We start from the raw sequence: 12,735 nt of genomic DNA, 5'->3' as shown, positions 1-12,735 counted from the left end.
GCACTGGGGTTCGTCGCGAAAATGCAGGGTAACGCTTTGAATTGTTGTACAATTCTTTTAAACGACTCCAGATTTGAATTATGCAGAAGGAATCCGAAATTCGTTGCTGAGCCAGGGCAGAGGCATATGGAACCAACCCACTTATTCGAGCTCGTCATCGCGATGTTTCTGGCGATCATCGCGCTGCACTATGTTGCCCACCGGCTCGGACTGCCGCCGTCCGTCGCGCTGCTGACTGGGGGCGCCTTGCTGGCCTTTGTACCGGGGTTGCCGGCGATATCAGTCGATCCGGAGCTGGTGCTCGTCATCTTCCTGCCGCCGTTGTTGATGGACGGGGCCTGGTCCATTGCGGCGGCGCGGTTGCGGCGGCATGTGATCGGCATCGCCTCGCTTGCCGTCGGCGCGGTGTTCTTCACCTGCGCGGTCATCGCCGTCGTCGCCCATCTCATCTTTCCATCGATTCCCTGGGCAGCTTGCGCAGCCCTCGGTGCGATCGTTGCGCCGCCGGATGCAGTTGCGGCGCGTGCCGTGCTGCAGCGCGTCAGGCTGCCGCGGCGGCTTCAGATTCTGCTGGAAGGCGAGAGCCTGCTCAATGATGCGAGCGGCCTGGTGCTCTTCCGTTTTGCCGTTGCCGCTGCCGCAACCGGAGCCTTCAGCGCGACGGAGGCGGCCGGCAGTTTCCTCGTGCTGGCGCTCGGCGGCGCCATCATCGGCATCGTGGTGGGAACGGCGTGGTTCAAGCTTGTCCGGCGCCTCGGCGACGAATATCTCGTCATCGCGGCCTCGGTGCTGCTTTGCTGGATTGCCTATCTCGCCGGAGAACAGCTGCATGTTTCGGGCGTCATCGCCACCGTGACCGCGGGCCTCATCATGAGCTGGCATCAGCACACCGTGCTATCAGCCGCAATGCGCGTGCGCGGCGTCTCGTTCTGGACGGTAATGATCTTCCTGATGGAAGCGGCGGTCTTCATCCTGATCGGGCTGTCGCTTCGCGATGTCGTCGAACGCGGCGGCGGCTTTACCACCGTCATCGCGACGATGGGGCTACCGATGCTGGCGATCCTCGTCGCACTCGTTCTGGCGCGGTTTGCCTGGGTCTTTGCCTGCGATTTCGTCGTCAGGTTCTGTGCTTCCCTGGGCTTCGCACGGGCCCAACCGCTTGGCGTCGGCGGCGCTGTCGTGCTCAGTTGGGCGGGCGTGCGCGGCGTGGTGACGCTCGCTTTGGCGCTGAGCTTGCCCGAGGAGTTCCCGGGCCGCGACTTCATCCTCGCCACCTCCTTCGCGGTCATTCTCGGCACCGTGCTCATCCAGGGTACGACATTGGGGCGGGTGATTGCCTGGGCGCGACTGGTGGAGCCGGAGTCGGAACATGCGCGCCTGACGATGAGCCAGGCCGAAGCCGCCATGGCGCAGGCGCAGTTCGGCATCGTCCAGAGCCTGGCCTATGACGCGGAAGGAAAACTCATCCACCCGCAATTGCTGGAGCGCTACCAGCGCCGCGCCACGTCGATCATCGACTACGCCGAGAAAACCGAGCAATACATACCGGCGCTCCATGCGCATTTCGACGTCGTTCTCGAAGCGGTTGCCATCGGGCGTCGGGAACTCATACGCCTCCATCGCGCCGGCGAGATCGACGATGAGACGCTGCTGGAGCTGGAACGGGATCTCGATCTCGAGGAGCTGAGTGCGATCTCGGCCAAGGCGTGAGTTCAGCGCCTCGCGCCTTCGACATCATTTTCAACGCATTGCGATATCGAGGCTGACACAAGCGCGGTCCGGACGACGAGGCCGCGCGGCGTCCTGCCCTAAATGGCGATCTGTTCGCCGAGTTCGACGACGCGGTTGGATGGCAGATTGAAATAATCGGAGGGATCGATCGCCAAGCCCTCCAGCGCCATGAATATGCGCTCCTGCCAGCCGGGCAGCCCGGTGTTCGGCGTCCTGACGAGGTTCCGGCGGCCGAGATAAAAGGAGGTTCTCATGATCTCGAACTTGAAGCCGCCCTCGCGGCAGAGAGCCAATGCCCTGGTGACATCGGGGTCGTCCATGAAGCCAAAGGTGATGTCGAGGCGCACAAAGCGCGGCGAGAGCTGGCTGATCTTGACGCGTCTGATATCGGAAACATAAGGTTCGTCCTCGGTCCAGACGGTCAGGATGACGTTCTGTTCGTGGAGCACGTGGTTGTGCTTGAGATTGTGGAGCAGAACATTCGGTGTCCGGTCCGGAACGCTGGTCAGGAAGACAGCCGTTCCCGGAACGGTGACCGGCGAATGGTCCGACCTTCGCTCGATCGACCTGATGAAGGAATCGAGCGGGATCTCGTTGTTGGCCCGCAGTCTCTTCAGATAGGCTTGGCCTCGGGTCCATGTCCACATCAGGATCATGATTGCCAGGGCAAGGGCGACCGGAACCCAGCCGCCATCGTGAATTTTCAACAGATTGGCCGCCAGGAATACCACTTCGATGATGAATAGCGGCAGCAGTGCGACTGCGGCAAGGACAAGGGAGTATCCCCAGGCGGCCCGGAGAAACTGGAAGGCCAGCATCGTCGTGATCACCATGGCGCCGGTCACCGAGATACCGTAGGCCGTCGCCAGCGACTCGGAATCGCCGAAGGAAAAGATCAGCATCAGCACGCCGATCAGAAGGAGAAGATTGACGCTCGGCACATAGATCTGGCCGGTGTTGGTCTCAGAGGTGAACTTGATCCTCAGCCTCGGCAGGAAGCCGAGGTGAACGGCTTGGCGGGCCAGCGAAAATGCGCCTGTTATCACAGCCTGGCTGGCGATGATCGTCGCCATCGTCGCCAGGAGAACTATCGGCAGCAAGGCCCAGTCAGGATACATCAGAAAGAATGGATTGATGGCGGCTTCCGGATGGGCGAGAACCAGTGCGCCCTGGCCGAGATAGTTCAAGAGCAGTGCCGGAAAGACCAGAACGAACCATGCCATCTGGATCGGGCGGCGCCCGAAATGCCCGAGATCGGCATAGAGCGCCTCCGCACCCGTCACCGTCAGAAAGACGGCGCCGAGCACGATGAGGCCGACAAGGCCGGCATGAGTGAGGAACAGGAATGCATTCACCGGATTGAGCGCGCCCAGAATCCGCCAATCGTCACCGATATGGAGCAGGCCGCCCGCCGCCATGGCCAGAAACCACAACACCGTTATCGGCCCGAAAAACATTGAGACGGCGGCCGTTCCCCTTGATTGGACGGCAAAGAGAACGATCATGATCGCCGCCGACAGAGGCGGGACGTATCCGGCAAAGGCGGGCGTGATCAATTTCAGGCCTTCGAGCGCCGACATGACCGATAAAGCAGGCGTGATCATCGCATCGCCGATGAAGAGGGCGGCGCCGATCAGGCCGGCGAAGAAGAGCAGCGGCACGTTTCGTCCCATTTTCTTCATCAGGAGGGCGAGAAGTGAAAGCGTGCCGCCTTCGCCGTCATTGTCTGCCCTGAGAAGGAAGAGCACATATTTGAAGGTCACGATGATCGTCAGTGTCCAGACCATCAGCGAAATCAGGCCGATGACCTCTGCCTCATGCACGCCATCGGCGGCAAAGGGCCTCAGCGCCTCGCGGAAGGCATAGAGCGGGCTGGTGCCGATATCGCCATAGACAACGCCGACCGCGCCGATGACCAGCCCGACAAAGCCCTTCCGGCCGACGCCATCCCCCGTCTTATCCATATGCGTCGACGTCATCGTACCCCGTTCATCCGACTTGCCTATGAGCACAAACATATGCCGCATTGCAGAACGGCAAGCAAATTGATGCGGGTGCGATTTTTTTTGCCAGGGGCGGAGGCGGATGCGGGGATGGGAGGGCGTCGTCGCGATCCCTTCAGCCTCGTCAATTCATATCCCCTTGTGATTGCGCTGTCGCATGGTAAATATGGATGCATGACCTGCACCCTGAACCTATCGAGCTTCTATTACACGCTGCTCCCATAGAGCGGCGCAAGGTCATATTCCTGACACTCGAGACGCCGCACGGTCGGCGGCACGTGTGTCAACAGATGGTCTCCGGCCTCATCGGCTCAAATGGAGACCCTCGTGACACCATCCTCTCAGCCCACCGGACCCAGATCCGACTTTCTTCGCACTCTGAGCGAGCGCGGCTTCCTGCATCAATGCACCGACTTGGAAGCGCTCGACAGCTGGCTTTGTTCAGGAGCCGGCACGGCCTATAGCGGCTTCGATCTCACCGCCGACAGCTTGCATGTCGGCCATCTCATTCCGATCATGATGCTGCGGTGGTTCCAGAAGACGGGTTACAAACCCATCGCTTTGCTCGGCGGTGCGACAAGCCGCCTGGGCGATCCGAGTTTCCGCGACACGTCGCGTCCTTTTCTCAGCCAAGAGCAGATCATGAAAAACTTGATCGGCATCCGGAGGGTCTTCGAGCGCTTCCTTGCGTTCGGGGACGGCCCGACCGATGCTGTCATGGTCAATAATGCCGACTGGTTGGGCGGGCTCAACTATCTCGATTTCCTGCGCGATATCGGACCGCATTTTTCAGTCAATCGGATGCTCACATCGGAGAGCGTGCGCCAACGGTTGGAACGAGAGCAATCGCTGTCATTGCTGGAATTCAACTACATGGTCATGCAGGCTTACGACTTCCATGTCCTCGCGGAAAGCCGCGGCTGCCTGCTTCAACTGGGTGGCTCCGACCAGTGGGGCAATATCGTCAGCGGCGTCGAATTTGGACGGCGGATTGGCGGGCGAGCGCTGTTTGGATTGACTGCCCCGCTGCTGACGACGTCGTCGGGTGCGAAGATGGGCAAGAGCGTTTCGGGCGCGGTTTGGCTGAACGCCGATCGGTTGTCGCCTTATGAGTTCTGGCGATTCTGGAGAAATGCGGCAGATGTCGACGTGGGTCGTTTTCTCAGGCTGTTCACTGAGTTGCCCTTAAGTGAAATTGCACGCCTCGAAGTGCTTCGGGATTCCGAGATCAACGAAGGGAAAAAGATCCTTGCCGACCAGATCACGAGCCTGTGCCACGGGGCAGATGCGGCAGCGCAAGCTTCCGAAACCTCCCGGCGCACCTTCGAAGCAGGCGAGGTGCCGACGGGTCTTCCGACAATCAATCTCCCGGATAGCCTTCGCGGTGATTTTCCGTTGGTCGACGCTATGGTCGTTGCCGGGCTCGCCAGGTCGAAAAGCGAAGCACGTCGATTGATCGTCGGCGGCGGGGTGCGGGTGAATGGCGGCAGCGTGAAAGACGAGACAACGCGGCTTGGCGACTCCGACGTCCAGGACGGCGTGATCCGGCTGTCAGTCGGCAGGAAGCGACACATCCTCCTTCAGCCGGCCTAGCGTGGTCTGTTCATTGGGGAGCAGGCAAATTCGACCACCTGTCGCGCTCCCCATTGATACAAGTTTGATGTGGCGGAGGGTGCGGCAGCGCCCTCTTTCACCCGGACGACCACGAGCCGCCTGTTCAAGTCGCTCCAGGCCGTCTCGCGACTTCGTAGCGAGCCCGGCTCAGGCTGACCAGGCTCGCTATTGCCGCGCAGCCGCCTGCAGTGACGATCGCAAACTCGAGCGCGCTCGACAACGGCAATGTTGCGAAGATGATCGACATGCAGATCCCACCCAGGGTTTGGCCGAGAAGCCGCGCGGTGCCTTGCATGGCGCCGGCGGCGCCGCTTCTGGCTTTCGGCGCCGACAGAAGGAGAATTCGATTGTTCGGCGTTTGGAACAGTCCGAAACCGAGGCCGGCGATCACAGTGCCGACGAGAAACGCGATACCTCTCGGGTCGGGCGGGGTGAATCCGACCACCAGGAGGCCCAGGGCGAGTAGCGCGCCGCCGATGGCGCAAAGCCATGCCGTCTTGACGCGGTTTGCCAAACGTCCCGAAATGGGCGCGATGATCGCGGTCGCGGCAGGCCAGGGCATCATGTATAGACCGGCCAGAACCGGCGTCATGTGCAGCGTGTGTTGAAGGTAAAAGGGTAGCGCGATATAGCTCAGCATCTGGCCGCAGAAGCAGGATACCGAGGCGATGACCGCCACGCGGAATGCCGGTGCCGCCAGCAGGTCCGTGGGAACGATTGGTGCGTCACTGTTCCGTTCAAGGCGCAGCAGGGCGAAAAGGCAGGCCAGCGAGGCGGTAATGAGGACAGCACCGCTTATCGGCGCGATCGCTATCCGGTCGGCGCCGCAGAAGAAAAGGATGAACATCAGCGTGTTGGCCAGCATCGCCTTCGCGTTCAGCTTTCGCTTCGCGCCCTGAATTTGCCCGAGCTGACCGCCGCCGAGCAGAACGATGGCGCCGAGTGGTATATTGACTGCAAACAGCCAAGGCCAGGTGGTGACGGAAAGAATGGCGCCGGCAATGCCGGGGCCGGCAGCGGAAGAAATGGCGATGACCATGGCATTGATGCCGATGATCGGACCGAGCATATGTTGCGGCACGGCCGAGCGCAGGTTCATCATGGCAAGCGCCATGATCGCGCCACCTCCCAAGCCCTGCGCGAAACGAGCAAGGATCAGCAAGGGAAGGTCGCCCGCAAAGGCGCAGGCCGCGGAAGCCGCGGTGAACAGCGCGACGCCGATCAAGAAGACCCGCCGCGCGCCGTAGATTTCACCCAGCGCACCACATGGAAGAATGGCGACGAGCACGGCCAGCTGATAGGCCGAGACGACCCATACGGTGCTACCCGCCTCGGCGTGCAGCGAGACCGCGATCGAAGGTAAGGCGACATTGGCAATGGCTCCGTCCAAAACGACAAGAACAAGCGTCAGAAGCAACATGGCAATAGCCAGGTACCGTCGAGGCGACGTCAGGCCGTCTTGAGAAACTGGTGCGGCATAGGTGAGGGACATGAGAACTCCTCGATGTTGGTGGATGGTCGACTACTTAGGCTTTGCTGATTGCACGCGCCAGACGCAACAAAATCAATTGACTGTTGCGTATTGCGCCATACCTGAATAGAATTCAGCCATGTCCGATCTCGATCTCAACCTCTTGGTGGCACTGGATGCGTTGCTGCGCGAGCAAAGCGTATCGGCCGCCGCTCGTCGGCTTGGCCTCAGCACGTCCGCCATGAGCCGGACGCTGTCACGGCTGAGGACTGCGCTGGGTGATCCGATCCTTGTGCCGGCCGGGCGCGGCATGGTTGCGACGCCCCATGCCCTGGCGATTGGCGCCGAGGTACATTTGTTGAAAGAAGCCGTGCAAGCCGTGCTTAGTCCGCCGTCGACCGTGGAGATCCGGGAGGTGCGCCGCCATTTCACGATCCGTGCCAATGAGGCATTCGTGCTTCTCTACGCCGCGGGTCTCAGCGCCGCCGTGACGAGCGCTGCGCCGGGGATAAGGCTTCGCTTTGCGCCGAGATCGGACAAGGATGTTCAGGCTTTGAGGGACGCAGCCATAGATTTGGACATCGGTGTCCTCCCGCGAGACAGCGGGGAATTGCGTTGCCAAACCCTTTTCGAGGATCGATATGTCGGTCTCGCAAGGCTAGGACACCCGATCTTCGATGCAGATCGGATAACGGCGGAGCGTTATGCTGCCTGGGGCCACGTGCTCTTCTCGACGCAAGCGGATTTTGCCGGTCCGATCGACAGGGCGCTCGCCGAATTGGGCCATGTCCGTGATGTCAGACTGATCGTGCCAAGCTTTCCCGCGGTGATAGCCGTTGCGGCGGCATCCGATTTGATCGGCTCGATTCCGAAGTCTTATTGCAAGTCCGCCGCGATAAGCCATATCGAAACCTTTGACCTGCCCGTGCCCGTGTCGGGTTTCAACATCGTGCAGGCGTGGCACCCCCGCATGGACGCAGATCCCGTGCATCGCTGGCTGAGGGCGCTGATTTTTGAGACCTTCCACTCAATGAACTGAGTGGGTAGCCCGCCAAAGCAAGCGCTTCGTTCCATTCCGCAGATGTGATCAGCGATGTTGTTCAGTGCAGTCCCGGTGATGCAGGGAGCGAGAATTGCTGCTCGGTAGCGCCGAATGATGATCGCTGATGGCGCCAATAAGCGGACATAGTCGTGAGCGGCTGCCAACCACTTAGAAATTATCGGCGGCTGAACCATTGCTGACAGAGGCTGTCAGCAATGGTGGTCGATAATCCTGAGATCGCGGGTGTCCGAGCCAGTCGCCATTTCGTCGCCTGTTTAGCTATGCCGTCGGATGCCTGGGCTTCAATCCCGCCCCAATCGGAGCAGAGTCCCCGAGATGAAGCCGCACCATCGCATTTTCTTCATTCAGTTTGCCGTGGCCCTTTCCCTGGGGGCGTTTGTTTCGCGGCTGCCCGACCTTCAGCTCAAGTTCAGCCTGACCGAAGGGGAGCTTGGCCTTCTGCTCGCCGTCCTGTCCTCCGGGGTTCTCTGCGGCTTGACGTTCTCGGTGAGCTTCATCGAGAGGTTCGGTGCGCGCACCATGGCCTTCGTCACCGTCTTCGGTGCGTCGCTGTTTTTGGCGCTGATCCCCTGGATGCCATCAGCTCTTCTGGCGGTGCCATTGTTCTTCATTGCCGGCGTTTTCACCGGAGCATTCGAGATCAACGCCAATATCGAAACCGATCGCCACGAGGCGCTGCTTGGGTACCGCATCATGAGCCGGGCTCACGGCATGTGGAGCGTCGGCTTCTGCATCACCGCCCTTGTTGCCGCCGGCATGCGGCAGGCTGCCGTCTCCATCGAACTGCATAGCTTCATCACCCTCGCCACCGTCGTGATTGCCGGGTCGATCGTTTTCTCCGGGATCGAGAATGCGCCGCGGCGGCAGGACGCTCACCTCGGAGATACTCCGATCATCGCTTTTCCGACGATCGGACTGCTCCCCCTTTGCCTTGTCGCCGCAACTCCGCTTCTTGCCGAAGGCGCAAGCGTCGATTGGTCGGCGATCTACATGCGCGACGTATTTGCGGTCGAACCCTTCGTCGGCGGGCTCAGCGTGACCATTTTCTCCTCGTTCATCGCCATCGGGCGGCTCGGCATGGACCCTGTCATCGACCGCTTCAATCCGCGGCCGGTCGCAATCACTCTCCTTGGGATCGCGGTCATCGGTCTCGTCATGGTTGCGACGGCGACACATCCTGTTGTCGCGCTCGCAGGCTTCGGCCTGACGGGTATCGGCTGCTCTTCAGTCTATCCGCTTGCCATCTCGGCTGCGGCCCGGCGCGCGGATCGCCCCGCACCGGTTAATGTAGCGGCGCTGGCGCAGACGACGTTTCTCGTGTTTTTCGCAGGGCCGCCGCTGCTCGGTTTCGTTGCCGAACATTTCGGCATCCGCTTTTCGTACTGGATGGTTGTCCCGGTTATCGGAGCCGCACTCCTAGTCACCAAGGCGCTTGCCGCTGCTTCCGCGCCGGTCACAGGGCAGCCCGAACCGGTGCAACCGTAGGGTTGAGACGCTTGCGCCGCCCATCCACGATCCCAAGGTCGTACATGTTCGAAACGGCAGGGCGCAACCACCGGCCTTTGCTGGTGAATGGAGCGAGGCGCAATGTATTTCCCATCGCGTCGAAGTATTACAAATGATCTCCTGAAATATAGCTCATATAGGTGACGAGCCAAGGTCATGCCCAACCGTCGACTCTGGACGAATGGTCTTGTCGTTCAAGTACTTGCGGGCGCGGTCGATCTCCTCGGAATGAAACTGGTTCGGATGGTGAAGTTCCAGCCTTTCGTGCTTGCAAAACATATGTTTGCGGGTTTTTCGATCGTCGCCTTCTGCCGCAAGGTGAGGCTCACAGGCGTCGTTCCTGCGCCTCGCTTCGGACAAATTTCTGCCGCCAAAATGCCAGTATCAGTTGTTTCTAATTCACGCCATAATTCGCATCTACGTTGCCTCGCCTGTTTTATTCTTCGCCACATTTCGGATTTTCAACATTATACAAACAATGGTGGGTAACTATGAAGGTTATTCTCGTCATCGTCCTCACGGCGCTTGCCGTGCCCTGTGAGGCGGACATGCTCGGCACGGCATCCCGATACAAAAGCATGCATGAACGCTCCATCTCCTTCCTCGGCATCAACCCGCGCCGGGTATCGTGGTGCGGCGCATTTCTAGCCTTTGTCGCCAAGCGATCTTCGCGACAGCCGCCGCCCAACCCCAACATGGCAGCGTCGTGGAGGACGTTCGGCCAACCGGTCGGCGTCCGCTCGGCCAGGCGAGGGGATGTCGTGGTGATCCGCACCGGCCGGCGCTTTCATGTGAGCCTGTTCGATCACATCGACCCGGGCCGGCAGTACGTCTACCTGTTCGGCGGCAACCAATCCAACCGGGTCCAGCTGTCCAGATATCGCGCCAGTTCGGTCGTCGCCGTGCGACGATGATGCCGTAAGGAACGTGAGCAGGCATCGCTTCCGAAAAAGGCGAAGTATCACTCTTTGAAAACCTCTTGTCAGAATCGTTGGCTGAGAGGTTTTAAAGGGGTAACTTTTATAAAAGAGGCAGGCAGTTTTTGCAGCTGATGTTTCGGGCTTTCCCGGACCAGTGGGTTTTCAGGCCTTGCGCGCCCTGACGTGGAGGAAGATCGGCGCGATGCGGGTATCGGCAACCATTGGCTCGGCGAGCGCCACCTCGACTGACGCCATGGGCTCGCCGAAAGCTTCGATCGTCAGTCCCGCTTCGACGATCATCGACACCCAAGTCGACAGCGTCCGGTGAAAACGCGGAATGGCAAACGGCGTCAGCGTCGCCCGTTCCGCTTGCGGTATGGAGGAGAAAATCCAGCGCTCAATCCGGCCGTCGCGCTCGTCGAAATAATCGGCGATCTCAACCGCGACAGGCTGGCCGGCTTCATTGCGAATATTGCGGCGCGTCGGCGGCACGAAACAGGGATGCAGGATCGAAAACTGCAGGAAGCCGCCCGGCTTCAGGACGCGGTGGATGCCCTTCAGCACTTGGCGCTGGTCGGCCATGTCCATCATCGACATGAAGGCGGTGACGAAGTCGAAGCTCGCTTCCGGGAAATCGATGCTCTGGCCGTCGCCGAGCACGTAGTCGATGCCGAGCGGCGCTTGCGTCTCGGTCTCGCGGGCATAGCGAATGAAGGTCGGGGCGATGTCGAGACCGGTCATGCGGGCGCCGAGGCGGGCGACGGCACGGGTATTGGAACCTTCGCCGCAACCAAGGTCGAGCCCAGCAAGGTCCGCCACCGGCGGCAGCATGTCAAGAAAGGCCGGGGTGTTCAGCGCGTCGCGATATTTGTCATAGCCGGCGCGGCTATAGATCGTCCAGGTCTCGGCATTGCTCTCCCAATGGGCGGCGACATCATTGGCGTTCATGGCTTTCCTCCTTGCTCGATCGGGATGGGCGGGGAGCTATAACCGCAGCCTATGGCAATGGGAAGACGGGCGAAAAAGGAGGCAGGCAATGCTGCCTGCCTGGACATTCGGGAACGCTAATCGCCCGGTACAGAACATCGGATTGAGCATCCATTGCCGCGTCCGCGTCAAGGACGGAAGCGAGGCCTTTACACTTCCGAGCGCTCACGGCCGGCGAAGGCGGTGATGCGCCTCGACATAGCTCTTTTCCCAGGCGCGGAGTAATGCAAGTTTGAGCCACGTGGAGAAATGGAGGAAAGGATTGTGACTGCTCTTTCACATGAACAGCAGAGCGAATTGAAAGCTTTATGGCACAGTCGAGACTTCCGAGCCTGGTTCGCCCGGCTGCAAGAAATCGCGCCCGAAGAAGTGGAGAAACTGCCAAGTTTTATGCGCGACGCGTTTCTCAAGCTCAACGACAATCAAGACAACTGCTTCGCAATATATGTGCCGCCCGAATGCGCACCAGAAAAATTGGCCCATTATGAGGTTGCGCCCGACGACGAACTTGTGGTCGATCTCCCGTATCGCGACAAAGCGTCCGGTGAAACGCGCTTTGAACAGGGAACTGCCGCGATGTTACGGCAATTGGTTGAACTGGCAGAGCGTGATCCTAAGATCGTTTATCTTGTCATGGAATATTGGGAGGCACTTCAGAAAGGTGAAGAGCTGAAGCAAGAGGTGGGTGGTGACGAATTGTGGCTCTCTCTACTGGAAGCTTATGATCATTTACTTGCAAATGTATTTGGTCATGGCAATGGGCGGGGACGCGTCGGGGTGAAATTGCTGAATATCTCGATTCACATGATCAGAACCCACGTTCTCTCTAATCGCGAGGCATGAGAAATCGATGATAAAGGGGCGGGCTGTTTGATCAAGGCAGTTGGCACCACCTCAGTGGTTTGCGGTAGTCGAAGTGGACGACTCGGCCGACAATAGGTGCTCTGATGACTTTCTTCAGGGCATTTTTGGCATCGCGCTCGGTTCCTGCCTTTCTGCCGGCATTTGCCGCTGATGGCAGAAATATAAGGTCAAGAAATGGGCAGCGTAAACGGAAGGTTCGTTGCCGAAATTGGGAAGGACGTCGCCAAGATGACTCGGGATCGAGACCGTCGAACCTAGAGATGCCGAGGTACCTTCGCCTTCAACAGCCGAACGAGCGAAGGATCCATGAAATCGTAGTCATCAGGAATATGAAGGCAGATCAACCGCTTGTCCTTGAGAGCTGACCTGTACTTGCCCTGAACTTTCGCACGGTGTGCCTTCTCCATGACGAAGACGATATCAGCCCATTCGATCAGTTCTGTCGACAGCGGGTTTTCGGCATCCTTGTTGGTGCCTGCCGAGGAGACTTCGACATCAGGCCAGCTCGCGAAGACCTGTTCGGCCGTCGGGCTGCGAAGCTTGTTCTGACTGCAGACGAACAGGACGTTTTTCACG

11 protein-coding genes are annotated in these 12,735 nt (G+C 59.7%); 7 read left to right on the top strand and 4 right to left on the bottom strand.

The features are described 5' to 3' along the window. The first annotated feature begins 126 nt into the window (after positions 1 to 126). Entirely contained in the window at positions 127 to 1,710 is a 1,584-nt protein-coding gene (locus tag N2A41_RS12810; RefSeq protein WP_260108928.1) for a Na+/H+ antiporter, read from the top strand. Between the two features lie 98 nt (positions 1,711 to 1,808). On the opposite strand, the gene N2A41_RS12805 is transcribed toward N2A41_RS12810, so the two are convergent. Continuing rightward, a complete protein-coding gene (locus tag N2A41_RS12805; protein ID WP_260111051.1) occupies positions 1,809 to 3,710 on the bottom strand; it encodes a potassium transporter Kup in 1,902 nt (633 codons plus the stop codon). A gap of 339 nt (positions 3,711 to 4,049) precedes the next feature. Here N2A41_RS12805 and tyrS point away from each other — a divergent pair, with 339 nt between their 5' ends. Beyond that, a complete protein-coding gene (tyrS, locus tag N2A41_RS12800) occupies positions 4,050 to 5,327 on the top strand; it encodes a tyrosine--tRNA ligase (protein WP_441005711.1) in 1,278 nt (425 codons plus the stop codon). Between the two features lie 124 nt (positions 5,328 to 5,451). On the opposite strand, the gene N2A41_RS12795 is transcribed toward tyrS, so the two are convergent. Continuing rightward, entirely contained in the window at positions 5,452 to 6,768 is a 1,317-nt protein-coding gene (locus tag N2A41_RS12795) for an MFS transporter (protein WP_260108927.1), read from the bottom strand. A 190-nt stretch (positions 6,769 to 6,958) separates the two neighbouring features. Here N2A41_RS12795 and N2A41_RS12790 point away from each other — a divergent pair, with 190 nt between their 5' ends. From N2A41_RS12790 to N2A41_RS12775, 4 genes are all read left to right on the top strand, one after another. After that, positions 6,959 to 7,858: a LysR family transcriptional regulator gene (locus tag N2A41_RS12790; protein WP_017964831.1), complete on the top strand. Its 900-nt coding sequence runs from the start codon at positions 6,959 to 6,961 to the stop codon at positions 7,856 to 7,858. A 339-nt stretch (positions 7,859 to 8,197) separates the two neighbouring features. Then, entirely contained in the window at positions 8,198 to 9,367 is a 1,170-nt protein-coding gene (locus tag N2A41_RS12785) for an MFS transporter (RefSeq protein ID WP_260108926.1), read from the top strand. A gap of 177 nt (positions 9,368 to 9,544) precedes the next feature. Next, positions 9,545 to 9,877 carry a hypothetical protein gene (locus tag N2A41_RS12780; RefSeq protein WP_260108925.1) on the top strand — a complete coding sequence of 111 codons (333 nt, stop codon included), beginning with the start codon at positions 9,545 to 9,547 and terminating at the stop codon, positions 9,875 to 9,877. 2 nt (positions 9,878 to 9,879) lie between these two features. After that, entirely contained in the window at positions 9,880 to 10,302 is a 423-nt protein-coding gene (locus tag N2A41_RS12775; RefSeq protein WP_170255150.1) for a TIGR02594 family protein, read from the top strand. 168 nt (positions 10,303 to 10,470) lie between these two features. Here the strand turns inward: N2A41_RS12775 and N2A41_RS12770 are convergent, their stop codons facing one another. Next, complete coding sequence (locus tag N2A41_RS12770; RefSeq protein WP_017964828.1) at positions 10,471 to 11,256, bottom strand: class I SAM-dependent methyltransferase; 786 nt, start codon at positions 11,254 to 11,256, stop codon at positions 10,471 to 10,473. Between the two features lie 303 nt (positions 11,257 to 11,559). Here N2A41_RS12770 and N2A41_RS12765 point away from each other — a divergent pair, with 303 nt between their 5' ends. After that, on the top strand, positions 11,560 to 12,138 hold the full coding sequence (locus N2A41_RS12765) for a hypothetical protein (RefSeq protein WP_260108924.1): 579 nt from the start codon (positions 11,560 to 11,562) through the stop codon (positions 12,136 to 12,138). Positions 12,139 to 12,413: 275 nt separating this feature from the next. Here the strand turns inward: N2A41_RS12765 and N2A41_RS12760 are convergent, their stop codons facing one another. After that, complete coding sequence (locus tag N2A41_RS12760; RefSeq protein WP_260108923.1) at positions 12,414 to 12,734, bottom strand: low molecular weight protein tyrosine phosphatase family protein; 321 nt, start codon at positions 12,732 to 12,734, stop codon at positions 12,414 to 12,416. Position 12,735 lies beyond the last annotated feature (1 nt).

The sequence above is a fragment of the Rhizobium sp. SRDI969 genome, from assembly GCF_025152725.1.
Lineage (GTDB): Bacteria > Pseudomonadota > Alphaproteobacteria > Rhizobiales > Rhizobiaceae > Rhizobium > Rhizobium leguminosarum_I.
Note: the sequence above shows the minus strand (reverse complement) of the source record. Positions and strands in the feature narration are given on the sequence as shown.

Bases quoted from the DNA above. Each gene is read 5' to 3' on its own strand.
- tyrS (WP_441005711.1), top strand. From the start codon at position 4,050: ATGGAGACCCTCGTGACACCATCCTCTCAGCCCACCGGACCCAGATCC.
- N2A41_RS12790 (WP_017964831.1), top strand. From the start codon at position 6,959: ATGTCCGATCTCGATCTCAACCTCTTGGTGGCACTGGATGCGTTGCTG.
- N2A41_RS12775 (WP_170255150.1), top strand. From the start codon at position 9,880: ATGAAGGTTATTCTCGTCATCGTCCTCACGGCGCTTGCCGTGCCCTGT.
- N2A41_RS12770 (WP_017964828.1), bottom strand. From the start codon at position 11,256: ATGAACGCCAATGATGTCGCCGCCCATTGGGAGAGCAATGCCGAGACC.
- N2A41_RS12805 (WP_260111051.1), bottom strand. From the start codon at position 3,710: ATGACGTCGACGCATATGGATAAGACGGGGGATGGCGTCGGCCGGAAG.
- N2A41_RS12795 (WP_260108927.1), bottom strand. From the start codon at position 6,768: ATGTTGCTTCTGACGCTTGTTCTTGTCGTTTTGGACGGAGCCATTGCC.
- N2A41_RS12810 (WP_260108928.1), top strand. From the start codon at position 127: ATGGAACCAACCCACTTATTCGAGCTCGTCATCGCGATGTTTCTGGCG.
- N2A41_RS12785 (WP_260108926.1), top strand. From the start codon at position 8,198: ATGAAGCCGCACCATCGCATTTTCTTCATTCAGTTTGCCGTGGCCCTT.
- N2A41_RS12780 (WP_260108925.1), top strand. From the start codon at position 9,545: ATGCCCAACCGTCGACTCTGGACGAATGGTCTTGTCGTTCAAGTACTT.